The organism is Dickeya sp. MK7 (genome assembly GCF_000406305.1).
GTDB lineage: Bacteria > Pseudomonadota > Gammaproteobacteria > Enterobacterales > Enterobacteriaceae > Dickeya > Dickeya fangzhongdai.
In genome coordinates this window covers 734,031-756,840 of the sequence record NZ_CM001984.1, presented here as the reverse complement: position 1 = coordinate 756,840, position 22,810 = coordinate 734,031, and the positions used below count along the sequence as shown (strand labels likewise).

The 22,810-nt window shown below is 56.4% G+C and carries 16 protein-coding genes; 8 read left to right on the top strand and 8 right to left on the bottom strand.

Annotated features, from left to right (window positions below; all coding sequences use genetic code 11):
* Positions 1-54: 54 nt before the first annotated feature.
* The 4 genes from DXXMK7_RS03505 to DXXMK7_RS03490 all read right to left on the bottom strand — a co-directional run bounded on the left by DXXMK7_RS03505 (position 55) and on the right by DXXMK7_RS03490 (position 7,094).
* On the bottom strand, positions 55-1,665 hold the full coding sequence (locus DXXMK7_RS03505; RefSeq protein ID WP_038917883.1) for an ABC transporter substrate-binding protein: 1,611 nt from the start codon (positions 1,663-1,665) through the stop codon (positions 55-57).
* 79 nt (positions 1,666-1,744) lie between these two features.
* A complete protein-coding gene (locus DXXMK7_RS03500; protein WP_038917882.1) occupies positions 1,745-2,899 on the bottom strand; it encodes a mandelate racemase family protein in 1,155 nt (384 codons plus the stop codon).
* 822 nt (positions 2,900-3,721) lie between these two features.
* Positions 3,722-6,109 (bottom strand): TonB-dependent siderophore receptor, encoded by a 2,388-nt coding sequence (locus tag DXXMK7_RS03495; protein ID WP_038917881.1) that lies wholly within the window; start codon positions 6,107-6,109, stop codon positions 3,722-3,724.
* Between the two features lie 592 nt (positions 6,110-6,701).
* Positions 6,702-7,094 carry a hypothetical protein gene (locus DXXMK7_RS03490; RefSeq protein WP_033569682.1) on the bottom strand — a complete coding sequence of 131 codons (393 nt, stop codon included), beginning with the start codon at positions 7,092-7,094 and terminating at the stop codon, positions 6,702-6,704.
* Between the two features lie 757 nt (positions 7,095-7,851).
* Between DXXMK7_RS03490 and acs the strand changes: the two genes are divergently transcribed.
* The 3 genes from acs (at position 7,852) to actP (ending at position 11,900) form a co-directional block, all read left to right on the top strand.
* Entirely contained in the window at positions 7,852-9,813 is a 1,962-nt protein-coding gene (gene acs, locus DXXMK7_RS03485; protein ID WP_038917880.1) for an acetate--CoA ligase, read from the top strand.
* Positions 9,814-9,933: 120 nt separating this feature from the next.
* Positions 9,934-10,245 carry a DUF485 domain-containing protein gene (locus tag DXXMK7_RS03480; protein ID WP_038917878.1) on the top strand — a complete coding sequence of 104 codons (312 nt, stop codon included), beginning with the start codon at positions 9,934-9,936 and terminating at the stop codon, positions 10,243-10,245.
* Positions 10,242-11,900: a cation/acetate symporter ActP gene (actP, locus tag DXXMK7_RS03475; RefSeq protein WP_038917877.1), complete on the top strand. Its 1,659-nt coding sequence runs from the start codon at positions 10,242-10,244 to the stop codon at positions 11,898-11,900. The genes DXXMK7_RS03480 and actP overlap by 4 nt, the downstream gene beginning before the upstream one ends.
* Positions 11,901-11,947: 47 nt before the next feature.
* Here actP and DXXMK7_RS03470 read toward each other — a convergent pair whose 3' ends face one another.
* The 4 genes from DXXMK7_RS03470 to DXXMK7_RS03455 form a co-directional block, all read right to left on the bottom strand.
* Positions 11,948-13,594, bottom strand: a complete 1,647-nt coding sequence (locus DXXMK7_RS03470; RefSeq protein WP_038662213.1) for a Na+/H+ antiporter — start codon at positions 13,592-13,594, stop codon at positions 11,948-11,950.
* 213 nt (positions 13,595-13,807) lie between these two features.
* The gene (locus tag DXXMK7_RS03465; protein WP_038662216.1) at positions 13,808-15,175 is read right to left on the bottom strand and encodes an NCS2 family permease; all 1,368 of its coding nucleotides are present in this window, start codon (positions 15,173-15,175) and stop codon (positions 13,808-13,810) included.
* 793 nt (positions 15,176-15,968) lie between these two features.
* Positions 15,969-16,892, bottom strand: coding sequence for a kdo(2)-lipid IV(A) palmitoleoyltransferase (gene lpxP, locus DXXMK7_RS03460; RefSeq protein WP_100850402.1), 924 nt, complete (start codon positions 16,890-16,892; stop codon positions 15,969-15,971).
* Between the two features lie 253 nt (positions 16,893-17,145).
* On the bottom strand, positions 17,146-17,574 hold the full coding sequence (locus tag DXXMK7_RS03455) for a molybdopterin-binding protein (protein WP_038917874.1): 429 nt from the start codon (positions 17,572-17,574) through the stop codon (positions 17,146-17,148).
* Between the two features lie 231 nt (positions 17,575-17,805).
* Here DXXMK7_RS03455 and DXXMK7_RS03450 point away from each other — a divergent pair, with 231 nt between their 5' ends.
* Genes DXXMK7_RS03450 through DXXMK7_RS03430 form a run of 5 tightly spaced genes read left to right on the top strand, consistent with a single transcriptional unit; the run spans position 17,806 to position 22,787 of the window.
* Positions 17,806-18,678: a carbohydrate ABC transporter permease gene (locus DXXMK7_RS03450; protein WP_038917873.1), complete on the top strand. Its 873-nt coding sequence runs from the start codon at positions 17,806-17,808 to the stop codon at positions 18,676-18,678.
* Positions 18,668-19,555 (top strand): carbohydrate ABC transporter permease, encoded by an 888-nt coding sequence (locus tag DXXMK7_RS03445; RefSeq protein WP_038917871.1) that lies wholly within the window; start codon positions 18,668-18,670, stop codon positions 19,553-19,555. Before DXXMK7_RS03450 ends, DXXMK7_RS03445 begins: the two co-directional genes overlap by 11 nt.
* A gap of 10 nt (positions 19,556-19,565) precedes the next feature.
* Complete coding sequence (locus DXXMK7_RS03440; RefSeq protein ID WP_038917870.1) at positions 19,566-20,387, top strand: phosphodiesterase; 822 nt, start codon at positions 19,566-19,568, stop codon at positions 20,385-20,387.
* Positions 20,387-21,472 (top strand): ABC transporter ATP-binding protein, encoded by a 1,086-nt coding sequence (locus DXXMK7_RS03435; protein ID WP_038917869.1) that lies wholly within the window; start codon positions 20,387-20,389, stop codon positions 21,470-21,472. Before DXXMK7_RS03440 ends, DXXMK7_RS03435 begins: the two co-directional genes overlap by 1 nt.
* Positions 21,465-22,787 carry an ABC transporter substrate-binding protein gene (locus DXXMK7_RS03430; RefSeq protein WP_038917868.1) on the top strand — a complete coding sequence of 441 codons (1,323 nt, stop codon included), beginning with the start codon at positions 21,465-21,467 and terminating at the stop codon, positions 22,785-22,787. The genes DXXMK7_RS03435 and DXXMK7_RS03430 overlap by 8 nt, the downstream gene beginning before the upstream one ends.
* Positions 22,788-22,810 lie beyond the last annotated feature (23 nt).

The window sequence follows — 22,810 nt, the reverse complement described above, 5'->3', positions numbered from 1 at the left end:
GACATCAGGCCGCCGCCGGCGCAGTGATTTCACGTTGACGTTCTGCGTCGCCAACTAGCGTTGCTTGTACACGTCCCGCAGATGGGTCGTGGAGGACGGATGCGGCACATACTTCATGACATCCTTGCGTAGCACGACCGAATCGATCATCTGGGAAACCGGGATAATGGCCGGGTACAGCGCCTCATAACGGTTCTGGACGTCGATGTACATTAGCTTCTGCTTTTGCGGATCCTTTTCCAGCAACGCCTGATCGATCATCTCGTTCAGCTGTTTGTCGTAGAACGAGGTGCGCCAGCCCTGAAAATTGGTCAGTTTGGCTTCGTCGCTGTTATCCGGGTTGTAGACCACGGAACGCAGGCTGGAATGCGGATGAGGATCGACGCCGCCGCCGCCGCGCCCGACCAGCATGTCGAACTTGCGATCGCGCATCGCGCCATACACCTGATTGCCGGTGCCGGAGAGGATCTGAACTTTGATGCCGGCTTGCGCCAGCGTGGACTGCACGGAGGTGGCGAGGTTCAGGAACGGCTGATCCGACAGCACTCGCAGCGTGGTGTCAAACCCGTTCGGATAGCCCGCTTCCGTCAGCAGGGTTTTGGCCCGCGCCACATCCAGTTTGTAGCCCGGATCGGGCAGCGTGGCGTCCATCCCTTTCTGGATCGGGCGCTGATGATAGAAACCATAGCCGGTCATCACAGTGTTATTGATGCCGTTGTAGTCGATCAGATAACGCACCGCTTCGCGCACTTTCGGATTGGCGAAGTACGGGTTCTTCAGGCTCATCGCCACGTAATACAGCGTGCCTTTGGTCACCTCCTTCACCGTCACGTCTTTATCCTGCTTGAGCGCATTGATATCCGGCACCGACATGCCGGTCGCCACGTCAATGTCGCCTTTCTCGATCATCAACCGCAGCGCCTGCGATTCGGTCATATGTCGGAAAATGACGCGCTTCATTTTGGCGTCGCCCTGCCAGTAACCGCTGACGCGGCTGATGCGCAGCACATCTTTCGCCTGCCACACATCCAGCTTGAAGGGGCCGGAACCGGCTTCATTGGTGGTCAGCCAGCCATTGCCCCAGTCGCCGTTTTTCTCGTGTTGCAGCACCGTTTTGCGATCCAGCACCGAGCCGCTGCCCAGCGTCGCCAGCGAGTAGATGATAAGCTTGGGATCGTTGGGCTTGGGCAGTTCGATCTCCACCGTATGGGCATCTTTGGCGCGGATCATCTTCGCGACGTTTTCCGCGGTAAAGCCGTACGATTTCCAGGTGGTCGCCTGCGCCATGTTCAGATGCAGCAGCCGGTTCATTGACCAGACAAAATCTTCCGCGGTCACCGGGTTGCCGGAATGGAATTTCGCGTTATCGACCAGATTGAAGGTAATGACGTTGCCGTCGTCGCTGACGCTCCAGCTTTTCGCCAGCGCGGGCAAAACGTGGCTCAGGTTGTCGGGGTCCAGTTCGACCAGCGAGTCATAGAGGTTTACGACCACCCCCACCACTTCATTGCCGGTCATGGCGGCCGGATCCAGTGACAGCATGTTGTTCATGTTCATGCCGACAATCAGTTGATCGTCAGGGGTTTTGGCTGACAGCATGGCCGGCGTGGCGGCCATACACAGTGTGCTCAACAGCAGGGTACGAAGTATTGCTCGTGCTTTCATTATTCTTCTCCAGGTGTGGAAGTATGGAAGACGACAACATTTGTTTTTTTAGTGGTTACTCGCGTACAGACCGCAAGCGCTACGCCTGACTCAGGGTATGCGCTTCAATCCAGTCAAAATTAATGTCTTCCCCCAGTCCCGGACGCTGGGGCAGATGAACGAATCCGTCGTCGTCCATCGGGTCGATGAGAGAATTCAGGTAGGCGACAGGTTCGTCGTAATCAAGGAACGGATGCAGCAGGCCGCGTTCGTACCAGCGGCAGTTTTTAATCGCCCCCACCACCGCCAGGTTCGGCGCGCCGTTGCCGTGAATTTCGCAATCCATGCCGAAGGCTTCCGCCAGATGCGCCACCTTGAGGCACGGCGAAATCCCGCCCACGCCCTGCACCCCGGCGCGCAGAATGTCGCAGGCGCCCTCTTTCACCCAGTCGGCGCGGCTGAAATATTTCCCGCCCAGGCTTTCCGGCCCGATGACGTCAATGTCCAGATTCTTGTTCAGCCAGCTGTAGGACGCCATGCTCTGCTCTTCCATCGGCTCTTCGAACCAGGTGAAGTTCAGTTTTTGCAGTTCACGGCCGATATACAGCGCCTCGCTGCGGCTGTACCAGTGGTAGCCGTCCAGCATCAGGCAGATATCCGGCCCCACCGCCTCGCGCACCGCCGCACAGGCTTTGACGTCCATTTTCGGGCTGGGCGCGAACGACACCGGCGGCATCCAGGTGTGCAGTTTGATGGCCTTGTAACCGCGTTTCACCAGCTTTTCAGCAAACTGGCCGTATTCTTCCGGCGTGGACAGGCCGCCTGTCAGCTCGTCGCCGCACATGGTGCTGCCGTAGGCCGGCACTTTATCGCGGTAGCCGCCCAGCAGTTTGTACACCGGCAGGTTCAGCGCGCGCCCGGCCAGATCCCACAGCGCCTGCTCGGCGATCGCCAGCGCGCGGTCGGTCAACTGGTTGGCGCTGCCGCGCTGCCAGTGCACCAGATCCTGCCACAACCGCTCGCGATCAAACGGATCCTGCCCAATCAGCACTTTGCGGAAAAAGCTGTTCACCACATACGGGCGGATCACTTCCGGCGGCGCAAACGCATAGCCTTTGTGACCTTCATCGGTGCTGATCGTCAGTAACGCCATGCGGGCCTGATTCTCGGCGCCGGGATGGGAATGTCCGGCGCTGTCGGAGACGCGACGAGTGGGATAGGTGAAGACGGTGACATCAATCGATTCTATTTTCACGTTGTTACCTGCCTGGATAGTTAACTCATTTACAAGATTTTCAGCAATAAACTGTGTGTATCGAAAAATGCATCAGATATATGGCGTAAGTCTGTATCAAGCAAAGCGCAGATATATTTCTCTGTCGCCATACGGCAGAGAGATCAACATCACAAAAAAGGAACCATGTATTAATTAAAGAAAAACCCTGTTTTATTTAAATTATTGTGGCTGTGTTTCATTTAGTCATTAGGCAATATCTCCCATATGATGAAATTATGACATGGAAAATTAGGCAAACGCCCATAACCTTGTGAGCATTATCACGAGGAAAAATCTATCCCTTATCATTTGAAAGGTTAAAGACAGGCAGGAGACAGGCGGGAGCGAGGCAGGCAAGGCGCAACTACCGGAAGGGCCAATGTCGTTATAGATAAAGACAATTTATCAATTGGAAGTGCACCGTGACGCATCACGGCAGGCTGGTATCGGTATGACTGGCGCCGTCGGAACACCTGCAGCAGCGACGTTGGTTCAGGCGTATACCCTGGTTAATTCATTTATTTTTTTATTAGCCTGCAACCTGCGGGAATATATAAATATGACGTCGATTAATCAGATGATAAATATTGCATGTAAGAGGCAATATCCCGCCGTTAAATATAACGGGATACTGCCTGATGCATCGTTTATACCCGTCATACTTCAAGTTGCAGGCGCGTTGGCGGCCCTCGCTCGGTTGCCGCGTTGCAAGGCTCTTAATGAGCCTTGCCCTAAGGGCCAGCGCATTGCATTGTTCAACACGCGAGCGAGTTGTCCTGCAACTCGAATTATTTAGGGTAATTACCAGCGATACGTCACATTGGCGGTAATATCACGCCCTTCTCCGTAATAACACCAGAAATTACAGGCGCTGACATAGTGATGATCCGCCAGATTGGTCGCGTTAACCTGCACGCGCCAGTTCTTGGTCACATCGTAGGCGATCATCGCATCCCACAGCGTATACGCCGGGACTTTCAGGCTGGCGCTTTCCAGACGGTCGCCGTAGGAACTGCCGATGTAGCGCACGCCGCTGCCGACGGTCAGCCCTTCCAGCGGACCGCTGAACGCGTAGCTCACCCAGGTGGAGAACATATGTTCCGGTAACCCCGGCAGCCGCTTGCCGTTTTCTCCCGCTACGCCGGATTGGGTGGTTTCCACATTGTTATAGGTGTAGTTGCTGGTTAACGTCACGCCTTTATACACTTCACCGCTCAGTTCAAGCTCGATCCCACGGGAACGCGCTTCGCCCGACTGCACCTGACGGCTCGGGTTATTGACGTCGGTGGTCAGGATATTTTCCTGACGCAGGTTATACAGCGCCGCCGAGGCATAACCGTTGAACCCTTGCGGGGTATACTTCACCCCCACTTCCGTCTGTTTGCCCATGGTCGGCTTGTACTGGTTGCCATAGGCGTCATAATCCGCCAGCGGCTGGAACGACTCGGCATAGCTGACATACGGCGAAATGCCGTTATCAAACAGGTACATCGCGCCAGCCGTTTTGGTGAACTTGGTGTCGCTGGTGCGGGAGTCGATCCCCATGATCGTGTTGCGCGTGTAGGATTTGGCGTCGTCGTAACGGCCGCCCAGCAGCAGGATCAGACGATCGTCATACTTGATCTGGTTCTGCACATAGTAACCGTTCTGATGACGACCAGAACGGTGATTGGACAGCTGGTTATCGCTCAGGGTGTAACGGCCATAGACCGGGCTGAAAATGTCCAGCGGCGCGCTGTTGAACTGGTAGAGCGAGGCGTTGTACGGCGACAGATCCGCATCGCGGCTCTGGGTATTGGCGCGACGGTAGTCAACGCCCAGCAACAGGGTATTGTCGATATCGCCCCAGCGCCATTCGCCTACCATGCGGTTATCCACCGACCAATTCTGCGCAAAGCCGTCGCGGTAGGTCAGCCCACGATTAACGGTACGATCGTCCAGTTGGCCCATGGCATAGACCCCGCGCAGGTCCATGTTCAGGTAGGTGTAGTTCGTGTTCTGGTGGAAGGTCCAGGTATCGTTCAGGTGGTGCGTGAACTCATACCCGAGGTTCAGTTGGCGGCTATCGAACCGGTTCAGGCTCGGTTCCCCCAGCGAGGTCTTGTAGCCAACCTTGCCGTAGGGCGTGTCGTGCAGGGTGCCGTAGGGCGTCTTGAAGCCATTGGTCATCCCGGAACGGGTATCCATGTAGCTGCTCAACAGCGTCAGTTCGGTATTGTCGCCCATCAGGAAAGTCAGGCTGGGCGCGAGGTAAAACCGCTTGCTGTCGGCAAAATCCACTTCGCCGGACGTATCGCGCGCGGTGCCGACCACCCGGTACAGCACCGTGCCGTCGTCGTTCAGCGGGCCGGAGCTGTCCACCGCCAGCTGACGGTAGTCATTGGAGCCGTACTCCACCGATACCTGACCCTGCGGCAGACGCGTCGGACGCTTGGTGATCACATTCACCAGCCCGCCCGGCGGATTCTGACCATACAGCACCGATGCCGGGCCTTTCAGTACCTCAATGCGTTCCACGCCGAACGGTTCCAACTGCTGAGTATAAAACCCGTCTTCGTTCAGGGTAGCCAGCCCATTCTGGAAGCGGGAAAGATCGCTGAAGCCGCGGATCACCAGCCATTCGGTCTTATTGTCCGGCCCGTAGGGCGTCGCCAGCACGCCCGCGCTGTAACGCAATGCCTGATCGATCTTCTTGGCGCCGCGCTCTTCAATCTGCTGTGCGTTCACGACTGCGACGGCGCGGGGCGTTTCCGACAAGGGCGTGTCCAGCTTCAGGGCGGTATTTGGCGGCGCGGTCACCACTATCTGCTCGTTTTTGGCGGCTGTGTTCGCCGGCGCGGCGGCGGGCGTTGCCGTCGTCTGCTTCGCCAGCGTAACCGTTCCATCCGCGCCAACCTGCGCCTGCAGACCACTATTGGTCAGGATGGACTGAAACCCTTGCTCAACACTGAAGGAACCACGCAGGCCCTGACTGGCTTTTCCCTGGGTCAGCGCCGGATCGTAAGAAAGCAGTACCCCGGATTGCTGTGCAAACTGATTCAGCACCTGGTTCAACGGCCCGGCGGAAACGGCGTAAGTCCGGGTGACGGCGTTGGCCGATGCCGCCTGACTCACCCCCACGGGCAGCGCCGCATACACGGATAGCCCCAGCACCCCGGCCCGAAGCAGGCGGGTACGATATGTCAACATAGTGATTCCCCTTCAGTATCGAATTTTCAGCATCAATCATGTGGTCTTTAACGCCGTTGGCGGTGTCTATTCACCGCACTCATGCATCGACCAGGGACACAACCGCATCACGTCCCAGGCACCACCTGATTGCTATGCCAAACCAGTCACGCCAAAAGGGAACCGCCGATCAAAAAAATTTTCGCGCAGCTTCTGATTCAACGGGCGGCTACACCGCGACAAGCGGGAATAAAGCGCCTTTAGCGCTGCGATATTCCGGCAAAATAACCCGAACAAGCCGCGAATAATTAGCCTTGCAACGTTATGTCGCCATTATTGAAGGTGAGTAAAAAAAGAATCTTTTTCTGTTGTCCATTTTATTATGGATTATGTAAAAAAGACACTTAACGCTAAGAAGTGTATTTAAATATGGATTTGTTATTCGCTTGATCGTGGAGTGAGGTATCGAAACGTATCGATATAAAAACAACACAAAAAGAAAGAGAATAGCGCTATCGTTAGGACGCTTGATAATAGCCGACATGAAAACACAAAAAAATCACATCAATGAATGAATTGATACGGTGTGCGTTTAATTTCCGGACATCCGGCGTCATGACGCCATGGTTGTGGTGATGTCGCCATCATCCTGGTTGAGGATTAACAGCGACAATACCCGATCTTCCACATTCAACTTGGAAAACGAGAGCGTACTGAGCGGCTTTTTGGCAAACCCGTCAGACAGGAGATCCCAGGCGACATGTGTACTGAGCAGATCGTTGTTGGTCATGAAATCCTGATACGCGAACCGCACATTCACCGGGAGCACTTCGTCAATGGAAGCCGGCGTTGTGGTGCCGGTGCGCAAACCAAAATGTGCATTAAATGCGGAATTCGCGCAGAGTATCTTGCATTTGTCATCAATGACTGCGATCGCTCGTCTATCATTGTGAACAGGGGCGCTTAACATACTCATGATCTCATTCTGCCCAAATATCAGACTCATATGTCCTCTGCTTCTTGCTATGTGAAATCTATCCCCCCTGAAGCTGCCTAAATGTGGACGGCTCGGGGAGTCCGGGGATAGTTTTAAAGTCAACCAGATAAATTACCTGGTAAATGCAATAATTAAACCGTTGATATAATTAGAATTCAGCCAACTAGGACAAAGGGTGTTCTGAGCAAGAACTTAATTTCCTGCGTTATTATGCAGTCCAAACAATATAGATATTATACTTTGGTAAATTATATCCCACGTCTTCCGGCGGACTGAAAGTCGAAATTATCTATCACAATAATCAGCCCATTTATTGCCTACAAATTGTTTACAACCAAAACAATTTCGTAACGAAATAGAGGCATTAAATGTCACCCTTTTAGGGATCATTAGCACTATATCTGCTTTCGCCGGGAGTCGATCGTCCAAATAAGGCCGATCTTTTGCTTGTTTGATCATATCGTCCGATCAAATTCTTATTAATGATAGTTAATGTCGATGAAATAGTCATTTTCATTAACTATTCCCTTTACGAATTCAAAGAACGACACATAAGTAACAAAAATGTGAGCAAAGTCGCACAAACTTGTGTGCTTTGGCTGCTTCCTGCGCATGCCGCCGCCAACTCAGACTATCTTTAAAAGCAAACGTCTCAGCTCTTTCCTGCAATGCGTGATCCATCGCGCAAAAAAGAAACAAATGTTAATGGCTCACTGTTATTAACTATTGATTGACATAATATTAACAATGTTTAAGGAGAAGCGCTATGAGCCAATATAATAAGCACCCTATACCCGCCGCCATTGCGGAAAACGCCTTAATCACCGCCGAACAATATAAAAAGATGTATCAGGAATCTGTGCAGGATCCTGATGCCTTCTGGCGGGAACAAGGCAAGATCGTTGATTGGATCAAACCCTATCAACGGGTTAAAAACACCTCTTTTGACCCGGGCCATGTCCGTATCCGCTGGTTCGAGGACGGTACATTAAATGTAGCGGCCAACTGCCTCGATCGCCATCTCGACACGCTGGGTGATCAAACCGCGATCATCTGGGAAGGCGACGACGCCGGAGAAAGCAAAAAAGTCACTTACCGCGAGCTGTATCAGGCGGTTTGTCGTTTCGCCAACGTACTGAAATCCAAAGGTATCCGTAAAGGCGACGTGGTCGCTATTTATATGCCGATGGTGCCGGAAGCCGCCGTGGCGATGCTGGCCTGCGCCCGCGTCGGCGCCGTGCATTCGGTGATCTTCGGTGGATTCTCCCCGGAGTCCATCGCCGGCCGTATTGTCGATTCCAACGCCAAACTGGTGGTCACCGCCGATGAAGGCATTCGCGCCGGGCGGGCAATTCCGCTGAAAAAGAACATTGATGAAGCCCTGCGCAACCCGGCGGTCACCAGCGTCAATCATGTGATCGTATTCCGCCGCACTGGCAATCCCGGCAGTTGGCAAAACGATCGGGATCTGTGGTGGCACGAATTGATCGCTCAGGCGGACGATCATTGCCCGCCGGAAGAAATGAACGCCGAAGATCCGCTGTTTATCCTGTATACCTCCGGCTCCACCGGTAAACCCAAAGGGGTGTTGCACACCACCGGCGGGTATCTGGTGTACGCCGCCACCACTTTTAAATATGTGTTCGATTATCACCCCGGCGACATTTACTGGTGTACCGCCGACGTCGGTTGGGTCACCGGTCACAGTTACCTGTTGTACGGCCCGCTGGCCTGCGGCGCTATTACGCTGATGTTTGAAGGCGTACCCAACTGGCCTACCGCCAGCCGTATGGGGCAAGTGGTGGACAAACACCAGGTCAATATTCTGTATACCGCGCCCACCGCCATTCGCGCGCTGATGGCGGACGGCGACAAGGCGATAGAAGGCACCTCGCGTCAGTCGCTCAAAATCATGGGCTCGGTGGGGGAACCCATCAACCCGGAAGCCTGGGAATGGTACTTCCGGAAAATCGGCAATAGCCGCTGCCCGATCGTCGACACCTGGTGGCAGACGGAAACCGGGGGATTCATGATCACCCCGCTGCCGGGCGCCATCGAAGCCAAACCGGGATCGGCGACGTTGCCGTTCTTCGGGGTGCAACCGGCGCTGGTGGACAACCTCGGCAACCCGCAGGACGGCGCCTGCGAAGGTAATCTGGTGATTACCGACTCCTGGCCCGGTCAGGCGCGCACGCTGTTTGGCGACCACGAGCGCTTTGAACAGACCTATTTCTCCACCTTCAAAGGCATGTATTTCAGCGGCGACGGCGCACGCCGCGACGAAGACGGCTATTACTGGATCACCGGCCGCGTGGACGACGTGCTGAACGTTTCCGGCCACCGGCTGGGAACGGCGGAAATCGAATCCGCGCTGGTTTCGCACCCGAAAATCGCCGAAGCGGCGGTGGTCGGCATTCCGCACAGCCTCAAGGGGCAGGCGATCTATGCCTATATCACCCTGAATCACGGTGAAGAACCTACCAGCGAGCTGTATACCGAAGTGCGCAACTGGGTACGTAAAGAGATCGGCCCCATCGCCACCCCGGATATCCTGCACTGGACCGATGCGCTACCGAAAACCCGATCCGGCAAAATCATGCGCCGTATTCTGCGCAAGATTGCAGCCGGGGATACCAGCAATCTTGGGGATATCTCCACCCTCGCCGATCCTGGCGTGGTAGAGAAACTGCTGGAAGAAAAACAAGCCATGAATCACACACCGTCCTAACTGTCATCTGATAAAACAGCGCCCCCGCACCAGATCGCATTACGCCGTCTGGTGTGTGGTGGCACCTAAAAAAACAGCCGCCCGTAAGGGCGACGCGACTTATCTGACTGGAGATTTATGATGAATGATCTCATTTATCAACGGATTGAAGATAACCCGCTATTTAAAGAACTGATCCAGAAACGGCAGCGCTTTGCCGCCTTTCTTTCACTGATCATGCTGGTGTTGTACGTCGGTTTCATTCTGTTGATCGCCTTTGCGCCGGGTTGGCTGGGGACGCCGATCGCGCCCGGCGCGGGGACGACCCGCGGCATCCCGTTGGGTATTGGGCTCATCGTTATCTCTTTTGTGCTTACCGGTATTTATGTCTACCGCGCCAATGGCGAATTTGACCGCCTGACCAAAGAGTTGCTCAACGAGGTGCAAAAATGAAAAGCCGCATTTTCCTGCTGACCGCTTTGCTGGGGCTACCGATATGGGCGCAGGCGGCGGATGCCGTTTCCGGCAACGTCCAGAAGCAACCACTGAATATTCAGGCCATCGCACTGTTCGTACTGTTTGTAGCGGCAACGCTCTACATCACCTACTGGGCTTCCAAACGCACCCGCTCGCGTAGCGATTACTACACCGCGGGCGGCAACATCACCGGCTTTCAGAACGGGCTGGCGATTGCCGGCGACTATATGTCCGCGGCCTCGTTCCTCGGCATTTCGGCGCTGGTCTACACCTCCGGCTTTGACGGCCTGATCTACTCGCTCGGCTTTCTGGTGGGCTGGCCGATCATCCTGTTCCTGATTGCAGAGCGGTTACGCAATCTGGGCCGCTATACGTTCGCCGACGTCGCCTCCTACCGGTTACAGCAAAAACCGATTCGGACGCTGTCCGCCTGCGGCTCGCTGGTGGTGGTGGCGCTGTACCTGATTGCCCAGATGGTAGGCGCCGGCAAGCTCATTCAGTTGCTGTTCGGGCTGAATTACCACATCGCGGTGGTGCTGGTCGGTATTCTGATGGTGATGTACGTGCTGTTTGGCGGCATGCTGGCCACCACCTGGGTACAAATCATCAAAGCGGTGTTGTTGCTGTGCGGCGCCACCTTCATGGCGATCATGGTGCTGAAAACGGTGAACTTCAGCTTCGATAGCCTGTTCACCGAAGCGACCAAGGTTCACGCGAAAGGTATTGCGATCATGAAACCCGGCGGGCTGGTGTCCGACCCGATTTCCGCGCTGTCGCTCGGGTTGGGGCTGATGTTCGGCACCGCCGGCCTGCCGCATATCCTGATGCGTTTCTTCACCGTCAGCGATGCCCGTGAAGCACGCAAAAGCGTGTTCTTTGCCACCGGGTTTATGGGGTATTTCTACTTCCTGACCTTCATCATCGGTTTCGGCGCGATTCTGCTGGTAGGCGCCAACCCGGCGTTCAAAGACGCCGCCGGCGCGCTGATCGGCGGCAACAATATGGCGGCGATACATCTGGCGAATGCGGTAGGCGGTAACTTCTTCCTCGGCTTTATCTCCGCCGTGGCCTTCGCCACCATTCTGGCGGTGGTGGCCGGGCTGACGCTGGCCGGCGCATCAGCCGTATCGCATGACCTGTATTCGAACGTCATCAAGAAGGGTCAGGCTACCGAGCGCGACGAACTGAAGGTATCGAAACTCACGGTGCTGGCGTTGGGGATCATCGCCATCCTGCTGGGTATTCTGTTCGAAAATCAGAATATCGCCTTTATGGTGGGACTGGCGTTCTCGATTGCCGCCAGCTGTAACTTCCCGATTATCCTGCTGTCGATGTACTGGTCCAAACTGACCACCCGCGGCGCCATGATCGGCGGCTGGGCCGGGCTGCTGACAGCGATAGTGCTGATGGTGCTTGGGCCGACCATCTGGGTGAAAATCCTCGGTCACGCCAGCCCGATTTACCCGTATGAATACCCGGCGCTGTTCTCGATGCTGGTGGCGTTTATCGGTATCTGGTTTTTCTCGATTACCGACAATTCAGCCAACGCCGTCGAAGAACGCGGCAAATTCAAGGCACAGTTCATCCGTTCGCAAACCGGCCTTGGCATCTCCAAAGGGTCATCTCACTAAGTTCCACAATACTCACGACAACCGGGGAGCGTGCTCCCCGGTTTTTTTTACACTTTCTCGCTGAGTACCGCTTCCAGCAAATCCAGTTCGCGCAGCATTTTCTGCAACGTTTCGTTGCTGATGCGCTGCGTGGCGCGCAGGTGATACAGTTCGGCGCGCTCTGCGCTGACGGCGGCCAGACGGAAGCGCCGTTCCAGATTCTCCACCGCCATGTTGTTTTCCAGCTCGTCGGTGCCCGCCACGCGACGATGCAACATACCGATGACGCGCGCGCTCACCTCCGCCAGCACCTGATCGTCCAGGTTCTCTTCCCGGTCCGCCGCCAGTCGCTCCTGCATTTTCTTCAGGCTATCGATAGCGACCTGCGCCATCGTTACCCGCGCGATGCGTTCCTCTTTTTTCTGTACGCTGTGGTCGGTCAGCGTAATGCCCCTGAGCAGCAGCGGTAGCGCCATCACACCGCACAGCAGTGAAAACAGAATCACGCCGGTGGCGATAAACACCAGTTGATAGCGGGATGGGAACGGCTCGCCGCTGCTCAGAAACAGCGGAATGGACAGCACACCCGCCAGCGTGATGGCGCCCCGTACGCCGGCAAAGGTGCTGATCCAGATCTCGCGCGAGGTGTAGTCGGCGAACAGCATCGGGCGTTTGTTCTGTACATAACGGCTGTAGAGCTTCATCAGCCACAGCCAGGCAAACCGCAGCAACAGCAAGGCGCAGTAGATCAAGGCGATATCGGCGAACAGCATCCAGGTTTCGATGGTCGGATCCAGCTCCGCCTGCACAATCGACTCTTCAATCACGCCGGGCAATTGCAGCCCCAACATCAGGAACACCATGCCGTTGAACACAAACTCCAGCATGTTCCACACGCCGTTGGCGCGCAGCCGCATGTTGAGCGGCGCCTGCCGCAACAGCTGGGTTCGGCTGATGGTCATCCCCGACGCCACCGCCGCCAGAATGCCCGATACGCCGAAATGTTCGGCGATCAGGTAGGCGGCGAACGGCAACAGCAGCAGTAATACGATTTGGGTGGCGGCATCGTCATCGTTCTGATGGCCGAGCAACGACAGGGATTTACTGTACACCCAGGTAACGCCGATCCCGGCCAGCAGGCCGCCCAGCGCCACCTGCAAAAACGCCAGCGTCGCGCCGGAAACCGTGAACACCATAGTTCCCATGGCGATCGCCACCGCAAACTTGAGCGACACCAGCGCCGAGGCGTCGTTCATCAGCGCCTCGCCCTGCAGGATCCCCATCAGCTTTTTCGGGATCCGGTCTTCACCAACGATACCGGACAGGGCCACCGCATCGGTAGGAGACAGGACGGCAGCCAGCGCAAAGGCGGCCACCAGCGGCATTTCCGGGATCATCCAGTGCAGCAGGTAACCGATACCCACCACGGTAATCACCACCAGCACCAGCGCCAGTCCCAGAATTTCACGCATATGGTGCAGGAACTCGCGTGTCGAGGTTTTCCAGCCGTCGGCGAACAGCAACGGCGGAATAAACAGCACCATAAACAACTCGGGATTGAAATCGACATGCAGACCGAATTGCGGCCAAGCCAGCATGGCGCCCAGAGCGATCTGCATCAGCGGCAGCGGTATCTGGAAAGGCAGGATGCGCGTCACTACGCCTGAAAGAGAAACGATCAGCGTCATAATCAGAATGGTGAAAAATATTTCCATGTGTTCCCTGGTTGCTTGCCGTTACATGAAAGGAGGTCGGGTAGCTGCCATCGGGCGCCGACTGCACCATCCGGTGGATGATCTGTTGAAATAATAACAAGATACAAAGCAATGAACAGGAATCGAAGACAAAAAAACAGCGCTTTCGGCACAGAGAAACAAAAAAGGGGAACCCGCGTTCCCCTTATTACATGGTGTGGAATAAAAGACGGCTTAGAGCGCCCAGCCGCCGGCGTAAAATACCACCAACGCTACGGCGATAATCACGGTGCCGAGATTGAGTTTACGCCATTCGCCAGAGAACAGACGGCCTAATACCAGAGAGCCAAAGCCCAGCATGATGCCGGTGACGATGTTACAGGTCAGCACGATGAATACCGCGCACACCAGGCCGGACATGGCGTCGACAAAGTCGTTGAAATCCAGTTTGGAGACGTTGCTCAGCATCAGCAACCCGACATACATCAGCGCCGGCGCCGTGGCATAAGCCGGCACCAGATAAGACAGCGGCGACAGGAACAGGATCAGCAGGAACAGCACGCCCACTACGGTCGCGGTCAGACCGGTTTTACCGCCTGCGGCAGTACCCGCTGCGGACTCAATGTAGACCGCCGCCGGCGACGTTCCCACCAGACTGGAGAAAATGCTGCTGACGGAGTCGGCGGTCAGCGCGCGGCCGCCATTGATAATCTGGCCGTCTTTGTCCAGCAGGTTGGCCTGCCCGGCCACTGCGCGAATGGTGCCGGTGGCGTCAAACACCGCCGTCATCACCAGCGCCAGCACGCTCGGCAGCACTACCGGCTGCAACGCGCCCTTGATGTCGAGGCTGAAAATCAGCGACTGGCCGTTAGCATCGGTCAGGCTCGGCAGGGCGAACAGCCCCTGATATTTCACGTTCGGGTCAAAAATCAGACCGATGACTGAAATGGCGACGATCACCAGCAGGATCCCGCCCGGCACGCGGCGTTTTTCAAGACCGATAGTAGCAGCCAGACCGATCAGCGACATTATCACCGGAAACGCGGTGAAGTGACCCAGCGCCACCGGCAAGCCGTCGATCGGGTTCTTGATCACCAGACCAATGCCGTTGGCGGCGATAATCAGCAGGAACAACCCGATACCAATGCCTGCGCCATGCGCCACGCCCATCGGCAGGTTGCGCAGGATCCAGGAGCGGATGCCGGTAGCGGAAATCACGGTAAACAGCACGCCCATCATGAAGATGGCGCCCAGCGCGACCGGCACGCTGATATGCTGGCCCAGCACCAGACTGAAGGCGGTAAACGCGGTCAGCGAAATCGCACAACCGATCGCCATCGGCAGGTTGGCCCACAATCCCATCAGCAGTGAACCGAACCCGGCCACCAGACAGGTCGCCACAAACACCGCTGCGGGCGGAAATCCGGCTTTACCCAGCATGCCCGGTACGACGATGACCGAGTAAACCATCGCCAGAAAAGTAGTCAGGCCCGCCAGCACTTCCTGACGAACGCTGCTGCCGCGCTGCGTAATCTTGAAAAAGGCATCAAGCGCGCCTGCGGGACGAGCCGCATCGTCAGCCTGACGAGTGGTATTGGACATGGTGTATCCCCTGAAATGTCGTTTTATGGTTATCAAACGTTATGGTTCAAACGTTATGGTTATCAAGCGCCGTGACCGGCACTTGGCCAGTATTCGGTGAAAACGGTGTGATTCGACGCCCCTTGCCAGACGCCGGACAGCCTGCCGTTTTCCCACTCCAGCCTGACACGCAAACGATTAACCGTTGCGTTACAAAGCGGCTGAATCCTGCCAGTTGTTGTTGAGGCGGCAGATTATCCTGCCTTCGGGACATCCATTTCAACTGCTATTCCCCGCATTCACGCCGTGGTCGCGCTGAAAATGACGCAAACCAAACGCCGCATGCCGTTGCCGCGATCATCAGACCAACGGCTCTTCGCCACCGTTCGAATAGCAACATCTTGAGTATGAAAGAAAATAAAACCGCGGTTCAGTCAGAGTAGACTACTCGTTCATCTTTTTGTGATGCGCGTCACAAAAAAGTTGACCACTCCCTGAGCAGGGTGTATCTTTAAAACCGTGAACAACGTCACAGAAATAATGAATCACACAGAGGAATACGACAATGAAACTGCTGCACAAAATTATCGCCATGTTTGAAAACTTCACCATCAACTTCGGTACTTTCAACCAATAATTCTTTTATGCGTATGGGGGAAACACCATGAGTATTGTCCGTCAAATCACTCAAATCCTAAAAGCGCTGGGCAAAACCTACCGCGGTGTTAATCCCTACGCGCTGTTTCGTTAATCATCAGTCATTCTCTCCTTCTTGTGGCTGCCTTCGGGCAGCCACTTTTTTTTGCGTCTGGCCTTAGCGGTACAGCGACGCCTCGCCGCACGGGCGGGTCTTGAAGCGACGGTGCAGCCATAAATACTGTTCCGGCGCACGCAGGATTTCCCGCTCAATCACCCGATTCATGTACTGCGCCGCCTGCTGCTGATCCTGACTCGGATAATCTTCCAGTTCCGGCTCAATCACCAGCTGATACCCTTGCCGGTTCGGCTTGCGAATCAGTACCGTGGTAATTATCGCCGGTTTGGCCAGACGATGGATGGTGGCCGTACCGCAGGTCGTCGCCGCCTGCTCTACCGCAAAGAAAGGCGCGAACACGCTGCCTTTCGGGCCGTAATCCTGATCGGGAGCGAACCACACCGCTTCGCCGCTTTTCAGCGCCTGCACCATGCCGCGCAGATCCTTACGGTCGATCATCGCTTTGTTGGAGCGGGAGCGCCCCCAGGTCTGCACCAGTTCCATCAGTTTATTGTTATGCCGCCGGTACATCGCCATCATCGGCTGACACAGCCCCATAGCGCGGCCGCCCAGTTCCAGCGACATAAAATGAATGCCAATCACCATCACGCCGCGCTGTTCGCGCCCGGCCTGCTGAAGGTTCTCGAAGCCGGAGACGTCGAACCACGCTCTGACTCGTCTGTCCGACCAGAACCAGGCCATGCCGGTTTCCATCAGCGCCATCCCCAGCGAGGCGAAATTCGCCTCCAGCATCACTTCACGTTGTGATGCCGGCATATCGGGGAAGCACAGTTCCAGGTTGCGGCGGGCAATACTCACCCGACGCTTGAGAAAATGACGGGAACTACGCCCCAGTCGACTGCCCAACCGCATCAGCAGCGGATAAGGCAACTGCACCAGCAGAAACAGCACGGCAAGGCCGAACCACAGCAGCCAGTAGCGGGGGTGGAACAATTCCCTGGTAAAGGTTTGTTGAGTCATTATGAATATCTTCTTGATTGCCATACCAGCCAGTTTTAACAAACTAACCATGCACGACATTGTCGTTATCCAGGCAGCCCGGAAGAAAACACAGTCAATGTGAAAAAAGAGGAGAAACGTGCGGCAAAGTACAGTCCGGCGCATGCCGCACGTCTCTGCCGCTAAAAAGCGACTCAGATTACCCGAAATCCACCGAATAAAGGAGGGATTCGAGTGTAAAGATTGTGTGCGGCGTCAATGTCGTTGCCGCTCGCCATCAGGCGCGGGTCGCCAGAATGACGCTGGAAGCCTTGATCAGGGCGATCACCGCCGATCCGGCCTGCAATCCCATCTCTTCCACACTTTCGTTGGTGACGCTGGCAGTCAATTTCAGACCTTTGGCGGTGGTGATATGCACCGTGGCGTGTACCGCGCCTTTGACCACGTCATCAATCGTACCGCTGAACTGATTACGGGCGGAGAAGTTCAGGCCGCAATCGGCCGAAGCCAGAATCACCCACGGCGCCTTAATCAACGCCAGCGCCGCTTTACCCGGCGCCAGTCCGAGCGTCGTCACGCTGCTGCGGGTAATCACGGTAGTCAGTTGCTCGCCGCTTTCCAACGTTAGCACCACTTCGCTATTGACCGCGCCTTCCGCCACGCTGGCCACTGTTCCACTAAGTTGATTTCGTGCAGAAACGGACATAGAACCTCCTGGATAAATCGGTAAATAACCATAAAAGCGTTTAATGGATCATCAAACGCTTTTTCCCGCCGCAGTACAAGCCATCAGCAACAGTTTTATTTTATGGAAACCTTCGTCACCAAATCGTCACCGGCCTGCCATGCCCTTGCAGTATTCCCTGCGCAGCATATGCCTTCCGTTTTACGAAACCCGTTGACTGGCATTAACCATCACCATGCGAAAACTATCACCATGCAAAAAAACTGGCTCCCCTGGGTGATTCTGTCGCCTTCTTTGCTGTTCCTACTCTTGTTCACCTACTTTCCACTGTTGCGCTCCGTTTATGACAGCCTGTTCGATACCCGTATGGCGGGCGCAGACGCGCCGTTCGTCGGTTTGGGAAACGTGGTTCGCCTGCTGAATGACGCCGTATTCTGGCGCGCGCTGTTCAATAACCTGGCCTATATCCTGCTGACGGTGATCCCCGGCGTGGTGCTGGCGTTGCTGCTGGCGGTGGCGCTATGGGAAAACCACGCGGTCAACCGCTGGCTGCGTACCGCGTTTTTTTTCCCGATGATCATCCCGATGGTCAGCGCCGCCGCGCTGTGGCTGTTTATCTTCATGCCCGGCATCGGCCTTCTGGATTACTATCTGGCCAAGCTGTTCGGCCCGATGAACAACAACTATCTGGGCCGCAGCAACAGCGCGCTGCTCGCCCTTGCGCTGATTGGCGTATGGAAATTCGCCGGTTACTACATGCTGTTCTTTCTGGCTGGTTTGCAGAGCATCCCGCCGTCCACCCGCGAAGCCGCGATTATGGAAGGCGCCACGTCGACGCAGGTGTTTTTCCGGGTCACGCTGCCGCTGCTGCGCCCAACGCTGAGTTTCGTCATTACCACCGCGCTGATTTACTCCATCACCCAAATCGACCACGTGGCGGTGATGACCCACGGCGGGCCGGACAACGCCACCACCGTGTTGCTGTACTACATCCAGAACCTGGCCTGGGACACCCACGACCTCGGCAAAGCCTCGGCCGCTACCTTCCTGACGCTGGCGGGGCTGTTCGTTTTCTCGCTGATTAACCTGAAAGTGCTTGAGAAAGGGGCGCATTATGAGCGTTGAGATCTCCCCCGCCGTTGCCTGTTCCACCCGCGCGCCCTTGCCGGCATGGCTGCGCTGGCGCCAGTCGCGCCGGGCGACCCTGAGCCTGTTGATGATCTGCGCCGCGCTGCTGTGGATAAGCCCGTTTATCTGGATGCTCTCGTCGGCATTCAGCGCCACCACCTTTGGCGTGGGAATGGCGTCGCTGTTGCCGCGCTGGCCGCTGACGCTGGATAACTTCCGCGACGCCTGGCAGAGCGCCGACTGGCTCAGCCTGTACGCCAACACCATTTTCTTTACCTTCGGCACCTTTTTCGTCCAGTTGCTGACCATCACCACCGCCGGTTACGTCTTCGCCTGCCACGAGTTTCGCGGCAAGCAGACGCTATTCCTGCTGTTTCTGGTGCAGTTGATGATCATGCCGGTGGTGATGATGGTGCCCAACATGATGACGCTGAAGGCCTTTGGCCTGCTCAATACCCTGACCGGCGTGATGATGCCCTATTTCACCTCGGCGTTTGGCGTATTTCTGATGCGTCAGGCGTTTCTGGCTATTCCCAAAGAGATTGAAGAAGCCGCGCTGATGGAGGGCTGCCGCTGGTGGCAGGTGTTATTCCGCGTGCTGCTGCCGATGTCCTGGCCCTCCATTCTGGCGTTCGCCACCGTCAGCATTACCTATCACTGGAACGAGTATTTGTGGCCGCTGATGATGCTCAACGACCCGGACAAACAGGTGCTGACCGTTGGGCTGGTGTCATTCGCCATGGGCGCCGAATCCGGCGGCCAGTGGGGAATGATCAGCGCCGGGACGCTGATGGTGTGCCTGCCGCTGATGCTGGCGTTTATCGTTTTCCAAAAACAGTTCCTGAGAAGTTTTGGTTTCTCAGGAATAAAATAAGGAGTTTTTCATGCTGTTAGCGCAAATTTCCGACACCCATTTTCGAAGCCCAGGGCAGAAACTGTACGATTTCATCGACATCAACGCCGGCAACGCCGACGTGGTGTCGCAGCTTAACGCCCTGACCGAATGCCCGGACGCGGTGGTGATTAGCGGCGATATCGTCAACTGCGGTCGCCCGTCGGAATACCAGGTGGCCCGCCAGATTCTGGGCAATCTGGCCTACCCGCTGTACATCATCCCCGGCAACCACGACGACAAAACCCACTTTCTGGAGTATCTGCAACCGTTGTGCCCGCAACTGGGCCACGACCCGCAGAATATGCGCTACGCAATTGACGATTTCGCCACCCGGCTGCTGTTCATCGACTCCAGCCGCGCCGGCACCTCCAAAGGCTGGCTGACGGAAGAGACGCTGGCCTGGCTGGAAGCGCAACTGATGCGTGATGACAAGCCCACCTCCGTGTTTATGCACCACCCGCCGCTCGCCCTCGGCTCCGCGCAAATGGACCGCATCGCCTGCGAAAACGGCCACCGCCTGCTGGAACTGGTGGAGCGTTTTCCATCGCTGGTGCGCATTTTCTGCGGGCATAACCACTGCCTGATCATGACCCAGTACCGTCAGGCGATCATCGCCACCGTGCCGGGTACGGTCCATCAGGTGCCCTACTATCACGAAGACACTCGCCCTTACTACGACATGTCGCCGCCGGCCTGTCTGATGCACCGTCTGGTGGACAAACAGTGGGTCAGCTATCTGCACCCGCTGTCGCATTACGCCGGTCCGTGGCTGTACAACGAAAGCATCAGTTGCCCGGTGGATGAGCGTTAATGGCTACGTTACGACTGCACAACGTCAGCAAACGATTTGACGACAAACCGGCGCTGCGCTCGCTGTCGCTGGAGATCGCCGACGGCGAATTTCTGGTGCTGGTCGGGCCGTCCGGCTGCGGCAAAAGCACCCTGCTGCGCCTGCTGGCCGGGCTGGAAACGGTAAGCGACGGCGAGATTTGGCTGGATGGCGACGACATCACCGCCCGGTCGCCGCGCGAGCGCAACTTCGCGATGATTTTTCAGAACTACGCGCTGTTTCCGCACCTGACGGTGAAGGACAACATTACCTTCGGCATGCAGATTCGCCATGAACCGAAAGCGAGCTGGCAACCCCGGCTGGAGAAAGTGGCGCAGTTGCTGCAACTGGACGAACTGCTGGACCGCAAACCGGGCAAGCTGTCCGGCGGCCAGCGTCAGCGGGTGGCGATGGCGCGCGCCATCGTCCGCAACCCCAGGTTGTTTCTGATGGATGAACCGCTGTCCAATCTGGACGCCCGGCTGCGCACCGAAGTGCGCGACGGCATCATGACGCTGCACCGGCAGTTAAAAACCAGCACCGTCTACGTCACCCACGACCAGACCGAAGCCATGTCGATGGCGGATCGCATCGTGGTGATGAACAACGGCGAAGTCCAGCAGGTCGGCACGCCGGAGCAGTTGTATGCCTTCCCGACCAACCGGTTCGTGGCGAGTTTCATCGGTTCGCCCGCCATGAACCTTATTACGCTGCCTTGCGCAGGCGGCGCGGTGCAGGTGGGTGAGCAAGCGCTTCCTCTGCCGCCGCACGCCGGCCAGCTCCAGCAGGTGATTTTCGGCATCCGCCCGGAACACCTTACCGATGCTCCGGAAACCGAACAGCATACGCTGCGTCTGCCCGGCACCGTGACGCAACGAGAATTGATGGGCGCGGACTATCTGCTGCACATCAGCACGCCGATTGGCGAACTACGCTACAGCCGCAAAAACCGCGGCGACGCCCCGATGGTCGGCGATACCGTCAGCCTCGGTTTTTCACCTTTTGATGTTCATCTTTTTCATGCTGATACACAGCAGAACGTATACCAGGAGATCCCCCATGCATAAGCCCCTGAAACAGCGGTTACAGGCGCTCACCCTCGGCATCACGCTGGCCTTCGCCGGTTCGGCGCTGGCCAAACAGAACATCGATTTCATGTTTCCAGCCCCGGTGGACGGCAAACTGACGATGGAAATGACCCGCATCATCAAAGAATTCAACAGTTCCCAGCAGGATGTAGAAGTGCGGGGGATTTTCACCGGTAACTACGACACCACCAAAATGAAAGCGGAAGCGGCGCAGAAAGCCGGCCAGCCGCCCGCGCTGGTGATCATGTCCGCCAACTTCACCACCGATCTGGCGCTGAAAAACGAAATCCTGCCGATGGACGAACTGTTCAAATTCGGCAACGAAAAAGCCGGTACGTTTTTGACCAACGAATTCTGGCCGGCCATGCACAAGAACGCGCAGGTGATGGGCGTAACGTACGCCATTCCGTTCCACAACTCGACGCCGATCCTCTATTACAACAAGACGATGTTCGAAAAAGCCGGCATCGCTCAGGCGCCGCAAACCTGGCAGGCGCTGCTGGAAGACGCCAAAAAGCTGACCGACCAGAGCAAAGGCCAGTGGGGCATCATGCTGCCGTCCACCAACGACGACTACGGCGGCTGGATTTTCTCCTCGCTGGTGCGCGCCAACGGCGGCAACTACTTCAACGAGGACTATCCGGGCGAGGTCTACTACAACACCCCGACGACCATCGGCGCGCTGCGCTTCTGGCAAAACCTGATCTACAAAGACAACGTGATGCCGTCCGGCGTACTGGATTCCAAGCAAATCAGCGCTGCGTTCTTCTCCGGCAAACTCGGCATGGCAATGCTGAGCACCGGCGCGCTGGGTTTTATGCGTGAAAACACCAAAGACTTTGAACTGGGCGTGGCGATGCTGCCCGCCAAAGAGCAGCGCGCGGTACCGATCGGCGGCGCCAGCCTGGTAAGCTTCAAAGGTATTTCCGACGAGCAGAAAAAGGCCGCCTACCAGTTCCTGAGCTATCTGGTCAGCCCGCAGGTTAACGGCGCCTGGAGCCGCTTCACCGGCTATTTCTCGCCGCGCAAAGCCTCATACGACACGCCGGAAATGAAAACCTATCTGGAAAAAGACCCGCGCGCCGCCACCGCGCTGGAGCAGTTGAAGTATGCCCATCCGTGGTACTCCACCTATGAAACCGTAGCGGTGCGTAAAGCGATGGAAAACCAGCTGGCCGCGGTGGTGAATGACGAGAAAGTCACGCCGGAAGCGGCGGCCAAAGCCGCCCAGCAGGAAGCGGACACCATCATGAAACCCTACGTGGACCAGACGGCGCTGGCCCCGGTGAAGTGATCCTTCCACACCATGAAGAGATG